This is a genomic window from Flaviflexus salsibiostraticola (assembly GCF_003952265.1).
GTDB classification, from domain to species: domain Bacteria; phylum Actinomycetota; class Actinomycetes; order Actinomycetales; family Actinomycetaceae; genus Flaviflexus; species Flaviflexus salsibiostraticola.
Genome location: NZ_CP034438.1, coordinates 206417 through 222920, shown reverse-complemented (window position 1 = coordinate 222920; position 16504 = coordinate 206417). Strand labels below are relative to the sequence as shown.

The following is a 16504-nucleotide window of genomic DNA, read 5'->3' as shown; positions in this document are numbered from 1 at the left end:
GGACGGCTCACGAGTCGTCCCACTCGTCCTCCCACGCCTCTTCGGCAGCATCGAAGTTCTCGTTCCTCTGGGCGGCGGTCTTCAATGCATTGCGGGCCGCCTCCTGGGTCGGATAGGGGCCCATAACATCGGTCCACGCCGACTGTCGGCCCTTCTCGACCTCGCCCGTGCGTGTGTTGTACCAGTACTCCGGATTAGTCATGACCTGCCCCTTCAACGCTAAGCTTGGACCTATGCTTGCACAGCGCGCTCCCCTCGGCACCCTTGTCCCCGGAACCCTCTCTGCCAAGAGACCGGTTCCTCCGTCGATCGAACGACCGGAATATCTGTTCCACGATGGACCGGAGGTGGTGACGGCCTCCGACGTCAAGGACGCGGAGACGATCGAGCGGATCCGGCGCACATCGAAGCTGGCGGCCCAGGCTCTCGCGGAGGTCGGCCGTGCGGTGCGCCCGGGCATCACCACCGATGAACTGGATCGGCTCGGCCACGAGTACCTCATCGACAATGGCGCCTACCCGTCGAGCCTCGATTACATGGGCTTCCCGAAGTCGCTCTGCACCTCGGTCAACGAGGTCATCTGCCACGGCATCCCCGACTCGACCGTCCTCAACGAGGGCGACATCGTCAACATCGACATCACCGCGTATCGAGAAGGCGTCCATGGTGACACGAATGCCACCTTCCCCGTCGGGGAGATCGATGAGGAGTCCGCGCTGCTGATCGAGCGGACGAGGATCTCGATGGAGCGAGGGATCAAGGCGGTCAAGCCCGGCCGCGCCATCAACATCATCGGACGCGTCATCGAGGCGTACGCGAAGCGATTCCAGTACGGGGTCGTCGAGGACTTCACCGGCCACGGCGTCGGCGAGGCCTTCCACTCCGGCCTCATCGTCCCCCACTACGACACAGCGCCCCGCTACGACACCGTCATGGTGCCCGGCATGGTCTTCACGATCGAGCCCATGCTCACCCTCGGCACGATCAAGTGGGACCAGTGGGATGACGGATGGACGGTGCTGACGAAGGATCGCGGGCGCACGGCCCAGTTCGAGCACACCATCGTCGTCACGGAAGACGGGGCCGAGATCCTCACGCTCCCATGATCGCTCTCGGTATCGACATCGGCGGGTCCGGGATCAAGGGAGCTCCCGTCGACCTGAGCACAGGCAAGCTCCAGGGCAGGCGTCATCGCATCCCCACCCCCGAGACATCCTCGCCGGCGAATGTCGCCGCCGTCGTCACGGAGATCGTCGACGGCTTCGATCTGCCCCCAGACACCCCCGTCGGCATCGCCCTGCCCGCCCCCATCATCCACGGCGTCGTCACGTGGATGGCGAACCTGGATCAGGCATGGGTTGGGACGGATGCATCGTCGCTCTTCCGGGAGGCTCTCGGCTGTCCCGTGACGGTCGCCAATGATGCTGATGCCGCAGGATACGGCGAAGCAGAGTACGGGGCCGCGCACGGCGTCCCGGGGTCGATCCTCGTCACGACGCTCGGCACCGGCATCGGCTCCGCCCTCGTCGTCAATCACGAGCTTGTTCCGAACACGGAGTTCGGCCACATCACCCTTCCGAACGGGAAGGAGGCTGAGCACTGGGCGTCGTCCGCCGTCAAGGATCGCCACGATCTGTCGTGGGAGGATTGGGCTGCCCGTCTGCAGGACGTCTACTCCCAGTACGAGATGCTCCTCAGCCCTGACCTCATCATCGTCGGCGGCGGCATCTCGAAGGATGCCGAGAAGTACCTTCCCCTTCTCACCACCCGCGCGCCGATCGTCGCAGCGACGCTGAAGAACCGTGCGGGAATCATCGGTGCGGCCGCGTTGGCGGCTCGCGAATCGGCTGCCCACGTCAAGAAGAGGAAAAAGAAGCCCGGCCGCCATAGCTGACCAGCGCGCCTGTCTCAGCTGCCCCATCTCCAGCGAACTGGGCACTGGGCACTACAGCCGAGGGCAGATCAACGCCTGCTCACCCACGCGTCTGTCACAATCGTGGACACGTCGGTCTCCAATCCCGGCAGTCTCCTCGCCAGCGCGCCGGCGAGCTTCGGCAAAAGCGGCCACTCGGAGGCGAAATGGGTGGGGCTGATGAGGGCGGCTCCCCCAGCCCACAGGTGATCAGTCGCCGGGTGGTGGCGAAGGTCGGCCGTCACGTACACATCGGCGCCGAGGCTGTCGACGAGGCCGAGGAACGAATCTCCCGAGCCGGGGCTCACCGCAACAGTCTCGACCATCGCCGACTCGTCACCGGCGACGAGAATACCCGCGGGGGTCTTGGGCAGGAGAGCCGCTGCGCGATCGGCGAGCTCGCCGAGCGTCTTCGGCTCGATCCGGCCGATGCGCCCGAGACCGAGCGCCGGGTCCTCCTCGCTCGGGACGAGTGGCCGGGCGTCCTTGATGCCGATGAGGTCCGCCATCGCCTGGGCTGTCCCCCAGGAGTCGGCATTGGTGTGGGCGGCGTAGAGCGACACGCCAGCGCGGATGAGGTCGGTGACCCAGGCGCCCTTCGGGGTGTGTGCACCAACGGTCGATGTTCCGCGCAGGTAGAGCGGGTGATGGGTGATGAGGAGGTCGTATCCCCCATCGATCGCCTCCCGAACGGTCGCCTCGCATGGATCGACGGCCAGCAGAACCCGCTTCGCCTCCCACTCGGGGCTCCCGGCGATGAGACCGACTTCGTCCCACTCTTCTGCGAGTGAGGGAGGGCAGAGGGTCTCGATGGCTTCTATGACGTCACGAACCAGCATGGTGCGAGTCTAACGCGGCAGCGGTTTCGTGGGTGGAGGGACAAGCTGGCCGATACGCCGGGTTCTGTCTAGGGCGACCATCCATCTGGGATGCACGTTGCCGTACATCTCTAGCAACCTACCCGTCGGCCCGGGCGAAGCCCGTGTGCGAGCAGCATTCAGCCGACTGTCTGGTCTTGCTCCCGGTGGGGTTTACCATGCCGTCCCGGTCACCCGGTCCGCGGTGAGCTCTTACCTCACCCTTTCACCCTTACCTATTACGGCGGTCTGCTTTCTGTGGCACTGTCCCGCGAGTCACCTCGGGTGGGCGTTACCCACCACCGCGCTCTATGGAGCCCGGACGTTCCTCGACACCGTAGTGCCGCGGCCGCCTGGCCAGCTTGTCCATGGGCCAGTCTACTCCTCGGCGCACGCTCCCCCATACTCACACCGGAATGTCGAGAACCATGAAGACTCGCAGGACCGACCAGTAGACTAGTTCGGTGCTCATTGCTCTGCCTCCCTCTGAGGGAAAGACCGCCCCGCTGTCCGGGCCATCCCTCGACCTTCATTCCCTCTCGATCCCATCCTTCACCGGCCTCCGAGCCAGCCTTGTCTCCGAGGTGGAGGAGAGCAGCAGACGAGGAGACGCACAGCACCTGTTCGGCGTCGGCGCCTCTGTCATGGAGGAGATCGACGCTCAGCGGGACCTGAGAACGTTGCCATGCGCGCCCGCCCACGAAATCTACACCGGCGTGCTCTTCCAGGCCGCCGACATCGGAGGCCTCGACCCGGAGTCGTTGGCGCGCGCCGAGGAGAGCGTCCTCATATTCTCAGCGCTCTTCGGCGCCACCTCGCCGATGGACCTCATTCCCCGGTACAGGCTGAAGATGGGGGTGAAGCTGCCGGGCGGCACCCCGAAGTCCCGCTGGCGTCCGCTGTGGACACACCTCGACGAGAGGGCCTACGGACAGCTCGTCATCGACGGCAGGTCGGCGGATTATGCGGGATGGAAGGCTCCCTCTGCCGCGGAGCACGTAACGATCGGCGCGGTGCGGGACTCGGGCGGCGCTCGGAAGGTCATCACCCACAACGCAAAGCACTACCGGGGTGTGTTCACCCGGCTGGCGCTCCACGCGGCTACACCGCCTGAGACGGCCGAGGAGCTCGCCCACCTGGGAACGATGCTCGATATCGGCGACATCGAGCTCACCGGAAGCGGCAACAGGCTGACGCTCACTGTCGTCGAGCGCGGAGAGAGAGCCGCGTGACGCGGCGCTGAGCGGCACTTGGCCGACTACCCCTTGACGACGACCGCGCCCTCCTCGGTCACATAGACCTCATCATCGGGGAGTGACTTGATCTTCTCGAATTCGGTGAGGGACAGGTCGAGGCCACCGTCCACGGTGCCATCGCTCGTCATGACGACGACGCCCGCCCCGCCCATCGACCGGGACTCGTCGTACGCGTCGACAAGGTTAGGTGAGATCGTCGCGGCAAGGGCGCTGCGGCGGGCGCGAACCTCGGCGATCTGGCCCTCGAGGTCGCGCACTTCGGCCGTCTTCCGGTCGACCAGGGCATCACGCGTCGCGTTTGCCTGATCGATCTGCCGGGCGTCCTCCGCCAGCTGCTCCTCGAGCCCCTCCAGCTCCTCCATGGCCTCGAGCTCGAGCGTCTCAGTATCGCCGCGCATCGCCTTGAGTCCGTCGATGTCGCCCTGGAGGACGAGGAGCTGGCGCGAATCCATGTTCTCGCCGGAGTCGAGCTGGCCCTGCTTGCGCGCGATCGAGGCGTTCAGCTGCTCGACCTTCGCCCCGCAGTCGGCGATGGTGGTCTCGAGCGCCGGCCGGGCGGCCTCGTGATCCTTCGCCTGCTTCTGCGCGACCCCGAGTGCCGATTCCGCAGCTTCCAGCTCCCCGTAGACCGGTAGAGTCCTCAGCGCGTAGGTGAGTCGGCCGAGTTCTCGGTCGACCTCAACGAGGTCGATGAGTGCCTGCTGTTCCTCGAGTGATGCCTTCATTGTCCATCCCGTCGGGTCGTCGTGCCGGCGCGGGAGCCTATCCCAGCTGAAGGGTGGTGAGGCAGGTGGGGTCGTCGTCGCCCGTCCCGATCTCGGCCGTGCCGGTCTTCCCATCATACTGGACCGTCAAAGTCGCCTCGATGTCGGCGGGCAGCCAGACCCCGACGAAGCCATTGTCGAACATCGTCAGTGTGTCATCGACGAGCAGCTCGCCCTCGTCGGTCACGATCGTCACGTCGACCTCTTCGTTGACGAGCTCGCCGGTGCATGTCGTCAGCGAGTGGTAGTAGCAGTCGTGCGTGGTCGTCACATAGGGGGCGAACGACAGGTAGAACTCATCCTCGGGCAGGTCGAGGGTGGCCTCCTCGCCCGTCGACACGTCGGTCAGCAGAACCTCATCAGCCCGGACCGAGGCCATGAGCGCCTCCGGGCGGTCGGCCCGCGGCATCTGGTCGAGGCGGTCGACGAGCTCGACGCCATCCCACTCACGGACGCTGTCAAACGTGATGGCCTGATCGGCCGCCTGACCGGTGGGCTCCTGCGTGCCGGAGGAGGTGGATTCACCGTCCGGGCCGCAGGCGGCCAGCGCGAGTACGGCCAGGGTGACTGTGGCGGGGAGCGTGAACGCGTACTTCTTTACCATGCCACCAGCCTAGAGATCTCGACAATATGGACATAATGGACGAAGGTCCTAGATACACTCTCCAGAGCTCGCCGCCCTGCCACTGCCTCCTTACCCGGCGTGCTGACCCGGTTGCGTGTCGGCACTCTCGACGATCGGCGTCCATCGCAGGGCGCTGACGGCCCGGGTGGTGAGCCAGATGAGGATCCAGCCGCCCGCGAGGATGAGGTAGAGCGTCTCATCGGCCTGGTATCCCGATACGTAGATCCGCACGATGAGGACGATGATGACGGCGATGACGACGCCTGCCAGCGCCGGCCTCAGGTTGGCGCCGCGGATCGCTGCCTGCGATCGGCCGAGGCTCCAATAGGCGAACTCGTTCCGGGCGCTCGTCGCCTCCCGGCTCTTTCGTGCGGTCACGGCCGTCGTCACGACGACCACAGCCCCCGCGACAAGGATCGATCCGAGTACCGGCAGCAGCGCCTGAGTCATGGCGGCTCCCAGCCTCGTCTGGCTGACGAGTCTGACATACCAGTCGATGATCATGCCGACCCCGCCGATGGCGGCAGCGGTGATGCCGAGGCTCACGCCCTCAGCCGCCGTCAGCCCGGCCAGCTGAGCCCGGGTGCCGAGCCGCTCCCCAGGCGCGATACGGCGGGAGCGGACCGGGTTGGCGATGATGAGTCCGAGGATGAGGACGGCGATTGCCACGAAGATGGAGATGCGAATGAGGGGATCACCCGCGATAACGAGAGCGAGAGCCGATGCTGCTCCGAACACGGCGAGGCCCGGCCATTCCTCGCGCAGCGTCCACCCCAGGCGCTGGCGTGCGCTCCACCCCTGGGAGGCGAGCAGGGCGTGGGTCGTGCGACGCTCCTGGCGGGCCAGCATGCTGAGGACAAACACGAAGAGGGAGGACAGCAGAAGGCTCGCCGACGCGACCCGGTCGACGGTTGTGTTGGTGAGCGCCGCCGTCCATGACGCGACGCCGAGCGTGCCGAACTCCTGCTGGATCCAGCCGAGCTCACCGACAGACTGGGAGCCCTGCGGGTCCGTGGTGCCATGGGCGAAGACTGGGACCCAGATGTTCGCCTGCTGCGTCGTTGCCCCGGAGACAACCGTCGCATCCAGCCCGTTGATCCGACGAATGGCCTGGGCCGTGTCGTTGATCCTCGTCAGCGCGGCATCGTTGTCCAACCCCTCAAGACCTGCCACCCGCACACGGACGGCGGAGATGATGTCCTCCTGCGGCGTCAGCTCGGCCGCCCCGTCGAAGGAGACGATGGCCGAGGGAGCCTGAGTGGTGACACCGAGCCCCTGGCGCGAGGGCGGGAATGGCTCGCCCTCGAACGTCGCCGTATTGGGTCCATAGAGTCCGAGCGGGACGTACCCGCCCGGGGTGGTGACATCACCGGGGGTGAACGTCGAGACCTCGAAGGGGGCCGCGCCATCGCGGAGGTTCGTGCCTACGGTGAGGTGGTGTCCGGACGGATTGCGGTAGGAGATCTCCTCGCCCAGCCCCCGCCCGGTTGGGATGTCGATGTCCCATGCGCCTGGCCACGGCGCGAACGGACCATAGATGCCGAGCATGCGGGCCTCGAAGGCAGCCTGGCCCTGCGTGGGCGAGTCGACGGGCGTCAGCTGGGCAGGGTAGAGCCGTGTCGCCGAATAGTAGGTGTCCGGGACATAGTTCTCCTGCCACTCCTCGATCGGCCCATATTCCTCGCCCGGCCACGGCATGGCATACGTGCCGCCGTTGAACGGCCGCATGATGTCCGCGTAGTCCACCTGGGTCGCCCCCTCCCCCGCGATCTCCGCGGACAGGACGGTCGACGGATAGGCGTCGGTGTTGCGCACATAACCGATGAGGGGACGCTCGTTGCCGAACTTGAGGTGGACTGCTGGACGATTGCCGGCCTCGGTGCCCGGCATACCCTCAAGCTCGGGGAGGATGTCACTCCCGAACTGGCCCAGCGCCTCCAACCGGGATAGCGAGCCGCGCTCGCGGACGAGCTCGTCGAAGTCGGCGAGCGGCTGGAGGAAGTCGGCGGCCTCGCCGATGAGCTCCTGCTCGCGCACCGGATCGACCGCGGCGATCGTCGTCGCGACCGTCGGGCCCTGGGCCCACATGAGGACGATGTCGTCGCCTGAGACGACAGCCTGGAACATGAGGATGTGCCGGTCCGGCGGCTCGAAGTCGTTGATGAGGCTGAGACCGATATCGGTGTAGTACCCGCTCTCCCCGGTCCACCTCGTCGCGTCGATCCGCACCGTGTTCGTCCGCTCGAAGACAATTCCGTTCTCGTCGGCGACACTCCACGTGATCTCGTAGTCCTGGATCGGCTCCTCATCGAGATTGTGGCCCTCGCGGGTGAAGAACATCCAGGGCACCGCTCCCGCCACCCGCCCGATGAAGGCGACAGGCGCCGCCACCTCGACTGTCTCAATTGCGTCGATGCGCTCGAGCTGGTCGAAGCCGATGACCCGGCTCGACTGAGCCGCGTAGTTGTCATCGATCAGGGCAAGACCGTTCGGGTCCTGTCCCGGGGACAGCATCTGGAACCCGTCCTCGTGGGTGACGAGGATGTCGTACGCACCGCGCCAGCTGTCCTCGAGGATCTCACCGGCGCGGGAGACGCCGAGACGCCCAAGGACCGCTCCGGCAAGGACGAGAACGCCGACGAGAGAGAAGATGAGGACGTGCGTCAGTCGGAGCCGCGGGCCGACCCTCACAGCTCGATCACCCGGTCGGCGGCGTCCTTGACCAGCACATCGTGGGTCGCCACGAGCACGGACGCCCCGCGCTCGGCCGCGGCGCGCAGTTCGGCGATGACGCGGGCCGCCGCGTCGCTGTCGAGCGACGACGTCGGCTCGTCCATGAGGACGAGAGTGGGATCCTTGGCGAGCGCCCGTGCCACTGCGGCCCGCTGCCGCTCACCGCCCGAGATTCGGCCGCCCCGCATCCCGCCGAAGTCGGCGAGACCGACGCCCTCGAGGAGCTCCTCGCAGCGCTCGGCCGACCCGCCGCCCACGAGCACATTCGCAGTGACGGTCAGGTCGTCGAAGACGAGCGAGTCCTGCGCGGCGTAGCCGATGCTGGACCGCCGTATGCTCTGAAGCTCCTTCTCCGACCGGTCGCCGATCTCAACCTCACCCCACCGGACAGCCCCCGCGTCCGGGCTACGTCTGCCGTAGGCGACGGCGATGGCCGTCGACTTGCCGCTGCCCGAGCGGCCCGCAAGCGCAACGAATTCACCATCTGCCACCTCGAGGGAGAAGTCGGAGAGGATCTGGATCGGCATGCCCGCGCGTGTGAAGGCGACGTCGATGCCGTGCAGGGAGAGAAACATGGAGGACCGCCCACGCTCGCTGTCGGGAGGCGCCATCGTCGGCGCCCCGCACCGCCTGGAGCTCGGCTGTGCGCCGCCCATGGTATCACCGGGCGCGTCGGAGCCGCCCGGTCCCCGCCACCAGCGGTACAGCGATCATTCGAACAACCCCACGCAACAGTGCTGGTGAGAGCCCTGTCATGATCGTTCCATAACATGAGATCTGAATTCCGAGACGTGGGACGAGGACCCGCGAGCAGGAACGATAAGGGCATGGCACATCAGAACTCCGAGGACCGCTCGTCCAAGCTCGCAGTGACGGTCTTCCCACTCATCATCATTGCGGGCTTCCTCTTCGCGTTCCTCGCACCCGAGGCGGCGATGCCGTGGACCGGGCACACGCAGATCGCGCTCGGCATCATCATGTTCGGTATGGGGCTCACCCTCACGATCCCCGACTTCACGATGGTGTTCAGGTAGCCGCTGCCGATCCTCCTCGGCGTCCTCGCACAGTATGTCGTCATGCCCACGATTGCCGTCCTCCTCTCCTGGGCGTTCAGCCTCTCTCCCGAGCTCGCCGTCGGCGTCATTCTCGTCGGATGCGCACCGGGCGGCACCAGTTCGAACGTCATCACCTACCTCGCCAAGGGTGACGTGGCCCTGTCGGTCACGATGACGTCGATCTCGACCCTGCTCGCGCCGATCATGACCCCGCTGCTCACCCTGTGGCTGGCGGACCAGGTCCTCGACGTGTCGGCCTCCGCGATGGCCCTGTCGATCGTTCAGATGGTCATCATCCCGATCGTGGCGGGCCTCGTCGTCCGCTATGCGGCGCGCCAGTGGATCGGCCGCATCCTGCCGATCCTTCCCTGGGTGTCCGTCGTCGGCATCACCTACGTCGTCATCGCCGTCGTCTCACGCTCGGCTGATGCCATCGTCGAGGCCGGCTTCCTCGTCTTCGCGGTCGTCGTCCTGCACAACGGTCTCGGATATGTGTTCGGCTACGGCGCCGGTCGGCTGTTCAAGCTCGGCGAGAAGCGGTCGCGTACAACGTCCGTCGAGGTGGGCATGCAGAACTCCGGCCTGGCGGCGACCCTCGCCGGCCAATACTTCGAGCCGATCTCAGCCCTTCCCGCCGCGGTCTTCTCCGTCTGGCACAACATCTCCGGCGGACTCCTCGCCCTCCTCTACCGGTCCCGTCCGACTGAGGATGCCCAGACTCCGGCTCCGGTTCTCAAGGGCTGACACAGGCCTTACACGAGTCCGACCACTGTGGCGGGGAGCTGTCGAGCTCCCCGCCACTCGTCATTCTTGGCGCTGCGGACAGGCCCGTCAGCCGTCGGTGGGGTCCGCCTGTCCTGCCGCACTCCTCTTCTGCCAGGGCCAGTGGCCGCTGATCTCAAGCTCGAGCGACCAGCTCAGGAGCGTCCTGATGGCGACGATGATCGCCAGGACAACCACTCCTTCGAGAGTCGGCGGGATGGCGACGGTCCGGATGATGTCGGCGGCTACGAGCAGCTCAAGTCGGGGAAGGGCGGCGACGAGCAGCTCAAGTCGGGGAAGGATGGAGTGGCCGAGGAGCCGCCTCAGATTCCGGTAGACATCGGGCTGACGCGCAAGCAGCTGCCGGCCGGCCATGCCGAAGGCGAGGGTCGCGCCGCTGAGTATCGCCGCAACGCCGAGCCCCTCAACGACTTGGACGACGCGTTCGACGATCTGGTGGAATGTCATGGAGCTCCTTCACTCAATCGCAGGGCGCGGGGCCCAGAAAGGTCTGGATGTCGCTCGCGGATCACCTTGCAGAGATACCCGGCAATCCGAACGATCAGGCCCGGCTCTGCTCCTCCTGCCGGGAGACGATCTCGGCCACCCACAGCGGGACGTAGGGAGAGACGCACCCTCGCGGGGTCGGGTAGTCCTTGAGGACCTCGAGCCGCTCGCCGATGTCGAGGACGCGAGCGCGATGCTCGGGCCGGTGGATTCCAATCGTGCCGAGGCAGGTGTTCATCGCCCACTGAAGACGCTCGGGTGCATGTTTCATGTCCGCCTCGATCCGGTCGAGCAGGTCTTCGATGTCCAGCCCCTCGGAATCCTTGGCGACCCGTGTCGATGTCAGCGCCCACGCCGCACTCGCCACGACCGGATCCTCGAACCAGCGCCTGCGCAGCTCCTCGCTGTGCGCGGACTTCGCGACGAGGTAGGTGAGGAGCCAGTCCTGCTCCTTCGGGGTGCGGGCCTGCCGCATCATCGCGTCATACTCATCCGCGCTGAAATCCTTCGGGCGAGAGATGAGGATCGCGAGGAGCCGCGCCGCGCTGTCCGAGGTCGCCCACAGCTGACGCGCAAGGTCCGGCTGCTTCTTGAGCTTTTTCGCAAGCCCCCGCAGCCGCGACAGGTTGACTCCGTGCTCGTCGCCGTGCTTGAGATTGACGGCCCGCACCGCCGGATCCGCCATCTCAGCCAGGCGGCTCATCACCTCGTCGAGGTCGCTGTCGGCCATGGTCATCCCTCCTGTCCACGCTTCTGTCAGGCCATCCTTGCAGTGTCGCGAGCGGCGCGCCAGGCATCGCATCGGCGCGCACCCATGGTCGCGCCGACAGAGGCCACTCAGAGCACCAGCGCCGCGCGCCCACACCGATGCACTCGGAATTGCACTGAGTGCACTCGCGTCCCTATAGTGGGGCGCGTGTCAGAGCCGCAGAGAGAATCGGTCAAGGAGCGGAACCGGCGCGCGATCATCGCAGCGGCCGGGGAGCTCGCGACCGCTCGCGGCATGGGCGGCTTCACGGCCTCAGAGCTCGCGGAGCGCGCCGGCACCTCCAGGCAGTCGATCTTCAACCACTTCCCGTCGACGGACGATGCCGTCTACGCCTATCTCACCGCGCAGATCGATCCCCTCATCGACCACCTCGGTGGGAACCTCCACTCGATCGATGACCTGGTCCGACGCGCGGAGATGGTCATGCAGGGCGACGAGGCCTTCGCGATCATCAGCCACATCGGCCACGTCCTCTCCCATGACGATCAGCGCCCCGCGACCGCGCTGTGGGCGAGCGAGCTCATCGACCAGGTCGCCGGCCAGCTCGGTTCGATGATCGGGCGGGCGATCGACATCGATCCCCTCGACATCCGCTTCGTGTCGAACGCGGTCATCGCCGCCGTCCAGACCGCACACACGATCTGGCTCACCGAGGGCGACCCGACCCGTGGGCGGTGGAACACCCTTGTCGTCCGCGCACTCGAACTTGTCCGGACCAGACACAGCTCACTCGACCGATAGACCTCCACCCGAAAGGTTCACCATGGCGAAACTCCTGCAGAGACTCGGCCGCGCCAGCGCCACGCACGCCCCCCTCACCATTGTCCTCTGGGTCGTCGCCCTCGTGGGCGCGGTCCTGTTCGGCACGGTCGGCGGCGGCGAGTACTCGACCGCGCTCACCATTCCGGGCACCCGCGCCCAGGATCTGGCCGACCGGCTCGAGGAGGAGCTGCCCGACGCCGCCCGTGGGACGGGGACGATGACGTTCGTCTCGGCGGACGGCGCTGCGCTGACAGAGGCCCAGCAGGAGGAGATCTCCGAGGCTCTGCGCGCGGGCGGGGCGGTCGACGGCGTCTTCTCCATGCTCGACCCGTTCCAGACGCAGGAGATGATGTCGGCCCAGGCCGCCGACGTGCGTGCCGGTGCTGAGCAGCTCGAGGCGGGAGCCGCCGACCTCGAGGCGGGCCGCGAGCAGGCGCGGCAGGGCCAGGAGCAGCTCGACGCCGCCCGTGCAGAGCTCGAGGCGGGCCGGGCCCAGCTGGAGGAGGCCCTCGCAGAGGTGCCGGACGTGCCCGCTGAGCAGCTTCCGCCGCAGATCGCGGCCCAGCTCGAGGCGCTCGACACACAGATGTCGGAGCTCGAGGCTGCGGAGGCTGAGCTCAACACCCAGCAGGAGGCCCTCGACGCCGGACTCGCCGAAATCGCGGCGGGCGAGGCCGAGCTGGAGGCGAGCCGCGCACAGATCGACTACGGCGAACGACTGCTCGTCATGCTCGGGGATTACGCGGTTGTCTCCGCGGACGGGAGCGTCGCCATCGCAACCGTCACCTTCGAGAACGATTCGATGTCCGTGACGGGCGAGACGAAGGAGAACCTGCAGGAGGCGATCAGCTCGTCACTCTCCACCGTCGATGTGTACTTCTCGCAGGCGATTGACACCGATGTCTCGAACGTCGTCGGGCCCGCCGAGGTCATCGGACTCTTCGTCGCCGCGATCGTTCTCTTCGCCATGCTCCGCACCGTCATCACGGCCGCGCTTCCCATCCTCACCGCTCTCGTCGGAGTCGGGATCACGGTCATGCTGTCGATGGGGATCGCCGGCTTCGTCGACATGCACCAGATCTCGCCGATCCTCGGCATCATGCTCGGCCTCGCGGTCGGCATCGACTACACCCTGTTCGTCGTCAACCGGCACCGCCAACAGCTGATGGAGGGGTACTCGGTCGATGACTCGATCGGTCTTGCTGTCGGAACCTCGGGCAACGCAGTCGTCTTCGCGGGTCTGACGGTCATGACCGCGCTCATCGCCCTCAACGTCGTCGGCATCCCGTTCCTCGGCGTACTGGGCAACGTCGCGGCGCTCGCGGTCTTCGTCGCCATCCTTCTCACCATCACCCTCACCCCGGCCATCCTTCACCTCCTCGGGCTTCGGGCGCTGCCGAAGGCGTGGCGGGCCCGGCTCGATGCGGGTGAGGTCGTCACTCAGCAAGGCCGCCGCGCGCGCCCAGTGCCTGCCCCCGTGCGGCTTCCCTGGCTCACCGTCATCGCATCGATCGCTCTGCTCGCGGTGCTCGCGATTCCGTTCTTCTCGATGAGGCTCGGTCTGCCGGATGGGTCGAACGAGCCGCCGGGCAGCGACTCCTACGAGAGCCACATGATCACCTCGGAGTCCTTCGGTCCGGGCTTCAACGGCCCCCACATCGTCGCCGCAGACCTGCCGGAGGTCGATGACGCGGAGCGGGACCAGCTCATCCTCCAGGTCGGCGAGCAGCTGTTCGCGGGCGAAGAGATCGTCTCGGTGCTTCCGGCCGGGGTGTCCGAATCCGGTGATCTCGCGGTCTTCCAGGTGATCGGGACGACGGGTCCGTCCGATGTCGAGACGGAGGATCTCGTCGGGTCGATCCGAGGACTCTCGCCACTCGAGATCGATGGATACTCGATCCCGATCGAGGTGACAGGCCAGACCGCCATGCAGATCGACGTGTCGGAGAATCTCGGTGACGCCCTGCCGATGTATCTCGCCCTCATCATCGCGATCTCCTTCATCCTCCTTGTCATCGTGTTCCGCTCGATCCTCGTCCCCCTCGCCGCCACCGCAGGATTCCTCTTCTCGGTCCTGGCCGCGATGGGAGCAGTCGTCGCGATCTACCAGTGGGGCTGGCTCGGCCCCCTCTTCGGGGTCACCAACCCGGGCCCGATCCTGTCGTTCCTGCCCACGATCATGGTCGGCATCCTCTTCGGGCTGGCGATGGACTATCAGCTGTTCCTCACAACCGGCATGAGGGAGGCATGGGTGCATGGGCGCCCGGCGCGGGGAGCCGTCGTCGACGGGCTCTACGCGGCCCGCTCGGTCGTCGTCGCCGCGGCCCTCATCATGTTCTCCGTGTTCGCGGGGTTCATCTTCTCCGAGCTGTCGATGGTCCGCCCGATCGGCTTCGGCCTCGCGATCGGTGTCGTCCTCGACGCCTTCCTGGTCCGCATGGCCCTCATCCCCGCCCTGCTCGCGCTCCTCGGAGAGAAGGCGTGGTGGATGCCGCGCTGGCTCGATCGGATTCTCCCCCACGTCGACGTCGAAGGATCCTCCCTCGAGCGACCAGCTCGATCTGAAGCAGGCTCGGACGAGGCACCGCGACGCCGGGGCAGACTTGCCCGCAGTGAGGTCGGCGTCCACTGAGGATGGTCCCAGCACGGGACTGCTCTCCGGACGTTGCGGGAATCAGCCACCAGCAGGGAGTTACCTCCCGTGCGGGTGGCAGCTCCGGCGCCGATCGGAGCCTCGTCGAGAGCATCTCCGACCGGAGCCACACCCGATATGACTGGTGGTGGAGCTCCCGCAGGTGAGGGGCTGATGTTGGCCCCTCCCTACCGACCGTCCCGCCGTGGGTCATTGACAGAACGCAGTCCAGTGGAGCTGTCGGCAGCCTGCAGGCGTGTGGGGCGCACCGGCCGGGTCTGAATTGACCGGCAAGGTACAATGGAGGGTCAGCCGGGAGCCGGCACGAACGAAAGCGAGGTGAGGGTTGTGACCAGTGACAGTTCTCCCCACCGAACAACGACCGTGCGCTCCAGGCCTGCTCTGAGAGGCAGCCACTGATTGGGCGCGTGAGCGCGCGGTCTGCATTGTAGGACGGCATCACCGGCCGTCCGGAAGGACCGCCATGACCACGAATCTGACAGACCTGCAGAACACTCTCATCCCACTCATCCAGCGCGAACGTCTTGAAGACATTGCGATGCTCCTGGGCGAGCTCGATGCCGATGAGGTGACAGGGCTCCTTGAGCGACTGCCCGCCAACCAGCAGGCCGTTGTTTTTCGCCTACTTCCGAAGGACCGCGCGATCGCCGTCTTCGAGCGCTTCGACCCCGGCCACCAGGGTGATCTCGTCAAGGGCCTGCGGGCCGCCGAGGTCACCGAGATCTTCGCCGGCCTCGAACCCGACGATCGCGCGTGGCTGCTTGAGGAGCTTCCCGCTGGGCTGACGGCGAAGATGCTCCACGGGCTCACCCCAAGCGAGCGGCAGATGACGGCCGATGTGCTCGGCTACCCGAAGGGCTCGATCGGCCGCCGCATGTCCCCCGAATATGTGGCGACGAGAACGGGGTCGACCGTCGCGGAGACCATGGCCCGAGTTCGGGCCGGCCTCGACGAGGCCGAGACGATCTACACCCTGCCCGTCCTCGACGAGACGCGGCACGTCATGGGCGTGGTCAGCCTCCGGGACCTGTTGAGGGCGGAGCCGGACACGGTGATCTCGCAGATCATGAGCGACCCTGTCGTCGCGACCGCCTACGACACGGACGAGGAGGCGGCGAGGCGGACGGCCGACCTTGGCCTGCTCGCCATGCCGATCGTCGACCTCGAGAACAGGCTCGTCGGGATCCTCACGATCGATGATGCTGCCCGCATCCTCGAGTTCGAGGAGACCGAGGATTCCTCCCGCCAGGGTGGCGTCGAGCCGCTCCGGCGACCGTATTTCGCCACCCCGATCAGGCGCCTCGTCTCTTCCCGCATCATCTGGCTGCTCGTCCTCGCCCTCGGTGCGGCGCTCACCGTCCAGGTGCTGTCCGTCTTCGAGGACACTCTCGCCCAGGTGACGACGCTGGCGCTCTTCGTGCCGCTCCTCATCGGCACCGGCGGCAACACCGGCAATCAGGCGGCAACGACGGTGACGAGGGCTCTCGCGCTCGGGGACGTCGGCACACGGGACGTCAGACGGGTCTTCACGAGGGAGCTCGCCGTCGGGTTCTCCCTCGGCATCATCCTCGGATTCATCGGCTTCCTCATCGTCGGCCTCCTCTTCGGATTCAATATCGGCCTCGTCATCGGGCTGACGATCGCGTCCGTCTGCTCGCTCGCCGCGACGATCGGCGGCATCATGCCGATCGTGGCCCGCCTCATCAGGGTCGATCCGGCTGTGTTCTCGAACCCCTTCATCACGACCTTCGTCGACGCGACCGGCCTCATCCTCTACTTCCTCATCGCGAAGGCCGTCCTCGGAATCTGATGGTCGTCTGGAGAGCATGGGATCGTGACAATCGGAAAA

Annotated in this window: 14 protein-coding genes, 1 other RNA gene and 1 pseudogene; 7 read left to right on the top strand and 9 right to left on the bottom strand. The window is 66.6% G+C overall.

The features are described from left to right. Positions 1-7: 7 nt before the first annotated feature. Positions 8-202 (bottom strand): hypothetical protein, encoded by a 195-nt coding sequence (locus EJO69_RS01080; RefSeq protein ID WP_126038071.1) that lies wholly within the window; start codon positions 200-202, stop codon positions 8-10. 31 nt (positions 203-233) lie between these two features. Between EJO69_RS01080 and map the strand changes: the two genes are divergently transcribed. After that, positions 234-1106, top strand: a complete 873-nt coding sequence (gene map, locus EJO69_RS01075) for a type I methionyl aminopeptidase (RefSeq protein ID WP_245993700.1) — start codon at positions 234-236, stop codon at positions 1104-1106. Next, complete coding sequence (gene ppgK, locus EJO69_RS01070) at positions 1103-1894, top strand: polyphosphate--glucose phosphotransferase (RefSeq protein ID WP_126038065.1); 792 nt, start codon at positions 1103-1105, stop codon at positions 1892-1894. The genes map and ppgK overlap by 4 nt, the downstream gene beginning before the upstream one ends. A 68-nt stretch (positions 1895-1962) precedes the next feature. Here the strand turns inward: ppgK and EJO69_RS01065 are convergent, their stop codons facing one another. Both EJO69_RS01065 and rnpB read right to left on the bottom strand, forming a co-directional pair. Continuing rightward, positions 1963-2751, bottom strand: coding sequence for a Nif3-like dinuclear metal center hexameric protein (locus tag EJO69_RS01065; protein ID WP_126038062.1), 789 nt, complete (start codon positions 2749-2751; stop codon positions 1963-1965). 37 nt (positions 2752-2788) lie between these two features. Next, positions 2789-3134, bottom strand: an RNA gene (gene rnpB / locus EJO69_RS01060) — RNase P RNA component class A. A gap of 99 nt (positions 3135-3233) precedes the next feature. Here rnpB and EJO69_RS01055 point away from each other — a divergent pair. Next, positions 3234-4001: a YaaA family protein gene (locus EJO69_RS01055; protein WP_126038059.1), complete on the top strand. Its 768-nt coding sequence runs from the start codon at positions 3234-3236 to the stop codon at positions 3999-4001. A gap of 26 nt (positions 4002-4027) precedes the next feature. On the opposite strand, the gene EJO69_RS01050 is transcribed toward EJO69_RS01055, so the two are convergent. From EJO69_RS01050 to EJO69_RS01035, 4 genes are all read right to left on the bottom strand, one after another. Next, positions 4028-4750 carry a zinc ribbon domain-containing protein gene (locus tag EJO69_RS01050; protein ID WP_126038056.1) on the bottom strand — a complete coding sequence of 241 codons (723 nt, stop codon included), beginning with the start codon at positions 4748-4750 and terminating at the stop codon, positions 4028-4030. Positions 4751-4787: 37 nt separating this feature from the next. Continuing rightward, a complete protein-coding gene (locus tag EJO69_RS01045; protein ID WP_126038052.1) occupies positions 4788-5393 on the bottom strand; it encodes a CueP family metal-binding protein in 606 nt (201 codons plus the stop codon). Between the two features lie 90 nt (positions 5394-5483). Continuing rightward, a complete protein-coding gene (locus EJO69_RS01040; protein ID WP_126038049.1) occupies positions 5484-8105 on the bottom strand; it encodes a hypothetical protein in 2622 nt (873 codons plus the stop codon). Next, the gene (locus tag EJO69_RS01035) at positions 8102-8722 is read right to left on the bottom strand and encodes an ABC transporter ATP-binding protein (protein ID WP_164519811.1); all 621 of its coding nucleotides are present in this window, start codon (positions 8720-8722) and stop codon (positions 8102-8104) included. The genes EJO69_RS01040 and EJO69_RS01035 overlap by 4 nt, the downstream gene beginning before the upstream one ends. A 252-nt stretch (positions 8723-8974) precedes the next feature. Here EJO69_RS01035 and EJO69_RS01030 point away from each other — a divergent pair. Further along, positions 8975-9946 (top strand): annotated as a pseudogene (locus tag EJO69_RS01030) (bile acid:sodium symporter family protein). A gap of 87 nt (positions 9947-10033) precedes the next feature. Here EJO69_RS01030 and EJO69_RS01025 read toward each other — a convergent pair. Together EJO69_RS01025 and EJO69_RS01020 are read right to left on the bottom strand one after the other, a co-directional pair. After that, positions 10034-10432, bottom strand: a complete 399-nt coding sequence (locus tag EJO69_RS01025; protein ID WP_126038044.1) for a DUF1622 domain-containing protein — start codon at positions 10430-10432, stop codon at positions 10034-10036. Between the two features lie 94 nt (positions 10433-10526). Then, the gene (locus EJO69_RS01020; protein ID WP_126038041.1) at positions 10527-11201 is read right to left on the bottom strand and encodes a DNA alkylation repair protein; all 675 of its coding nucleotides are present in this window, start codon (positions 11199-11201) and stop codon (positions 10527-10529) included. 186 nt (positions 11202-11387) lie between these two features. On the opposite strand from EJO69_RS01020, the gene EJO69_RS01015 reads away from it, so the two are divergent. The 3 genes from EJO69_RS01015 (at position 11388) to mgtE (ending at position 16465) form a co-directional block, all read left to right on the top strand. After that, a complete protein-coding gene (locus EJO69_RS01015; protein WP_164519810.1) occupies positions 11388-11981 on the top strand; it encodes a TetR/AcrR family transcriptional regulator in 594 nt (197 codons plus the stop codon). Between the two features lie 22 nt (positions 11982-12003). Beyond that, complete coding sequence (locus EJO69_RS01010; protein WP_126038028.1) at positions 12004-14634, top strand: MMPL family transporter; 2631 nt, start codon at positions 12004-12006, stop codon at positions 14632-14634. Positions 14635-15118: 484 nt separating this feature from the next. Continuing rightward, entirely contained in the window at positions 15119-16465 is a 1347-nt protein-coding gene (gene mgtE / locus EJO69_RS01005; protein WP_126038025.1) for a magnesium transporter, read from the top strand. Positions 16466-16504 lie beyond the last annotated feature (39 nt).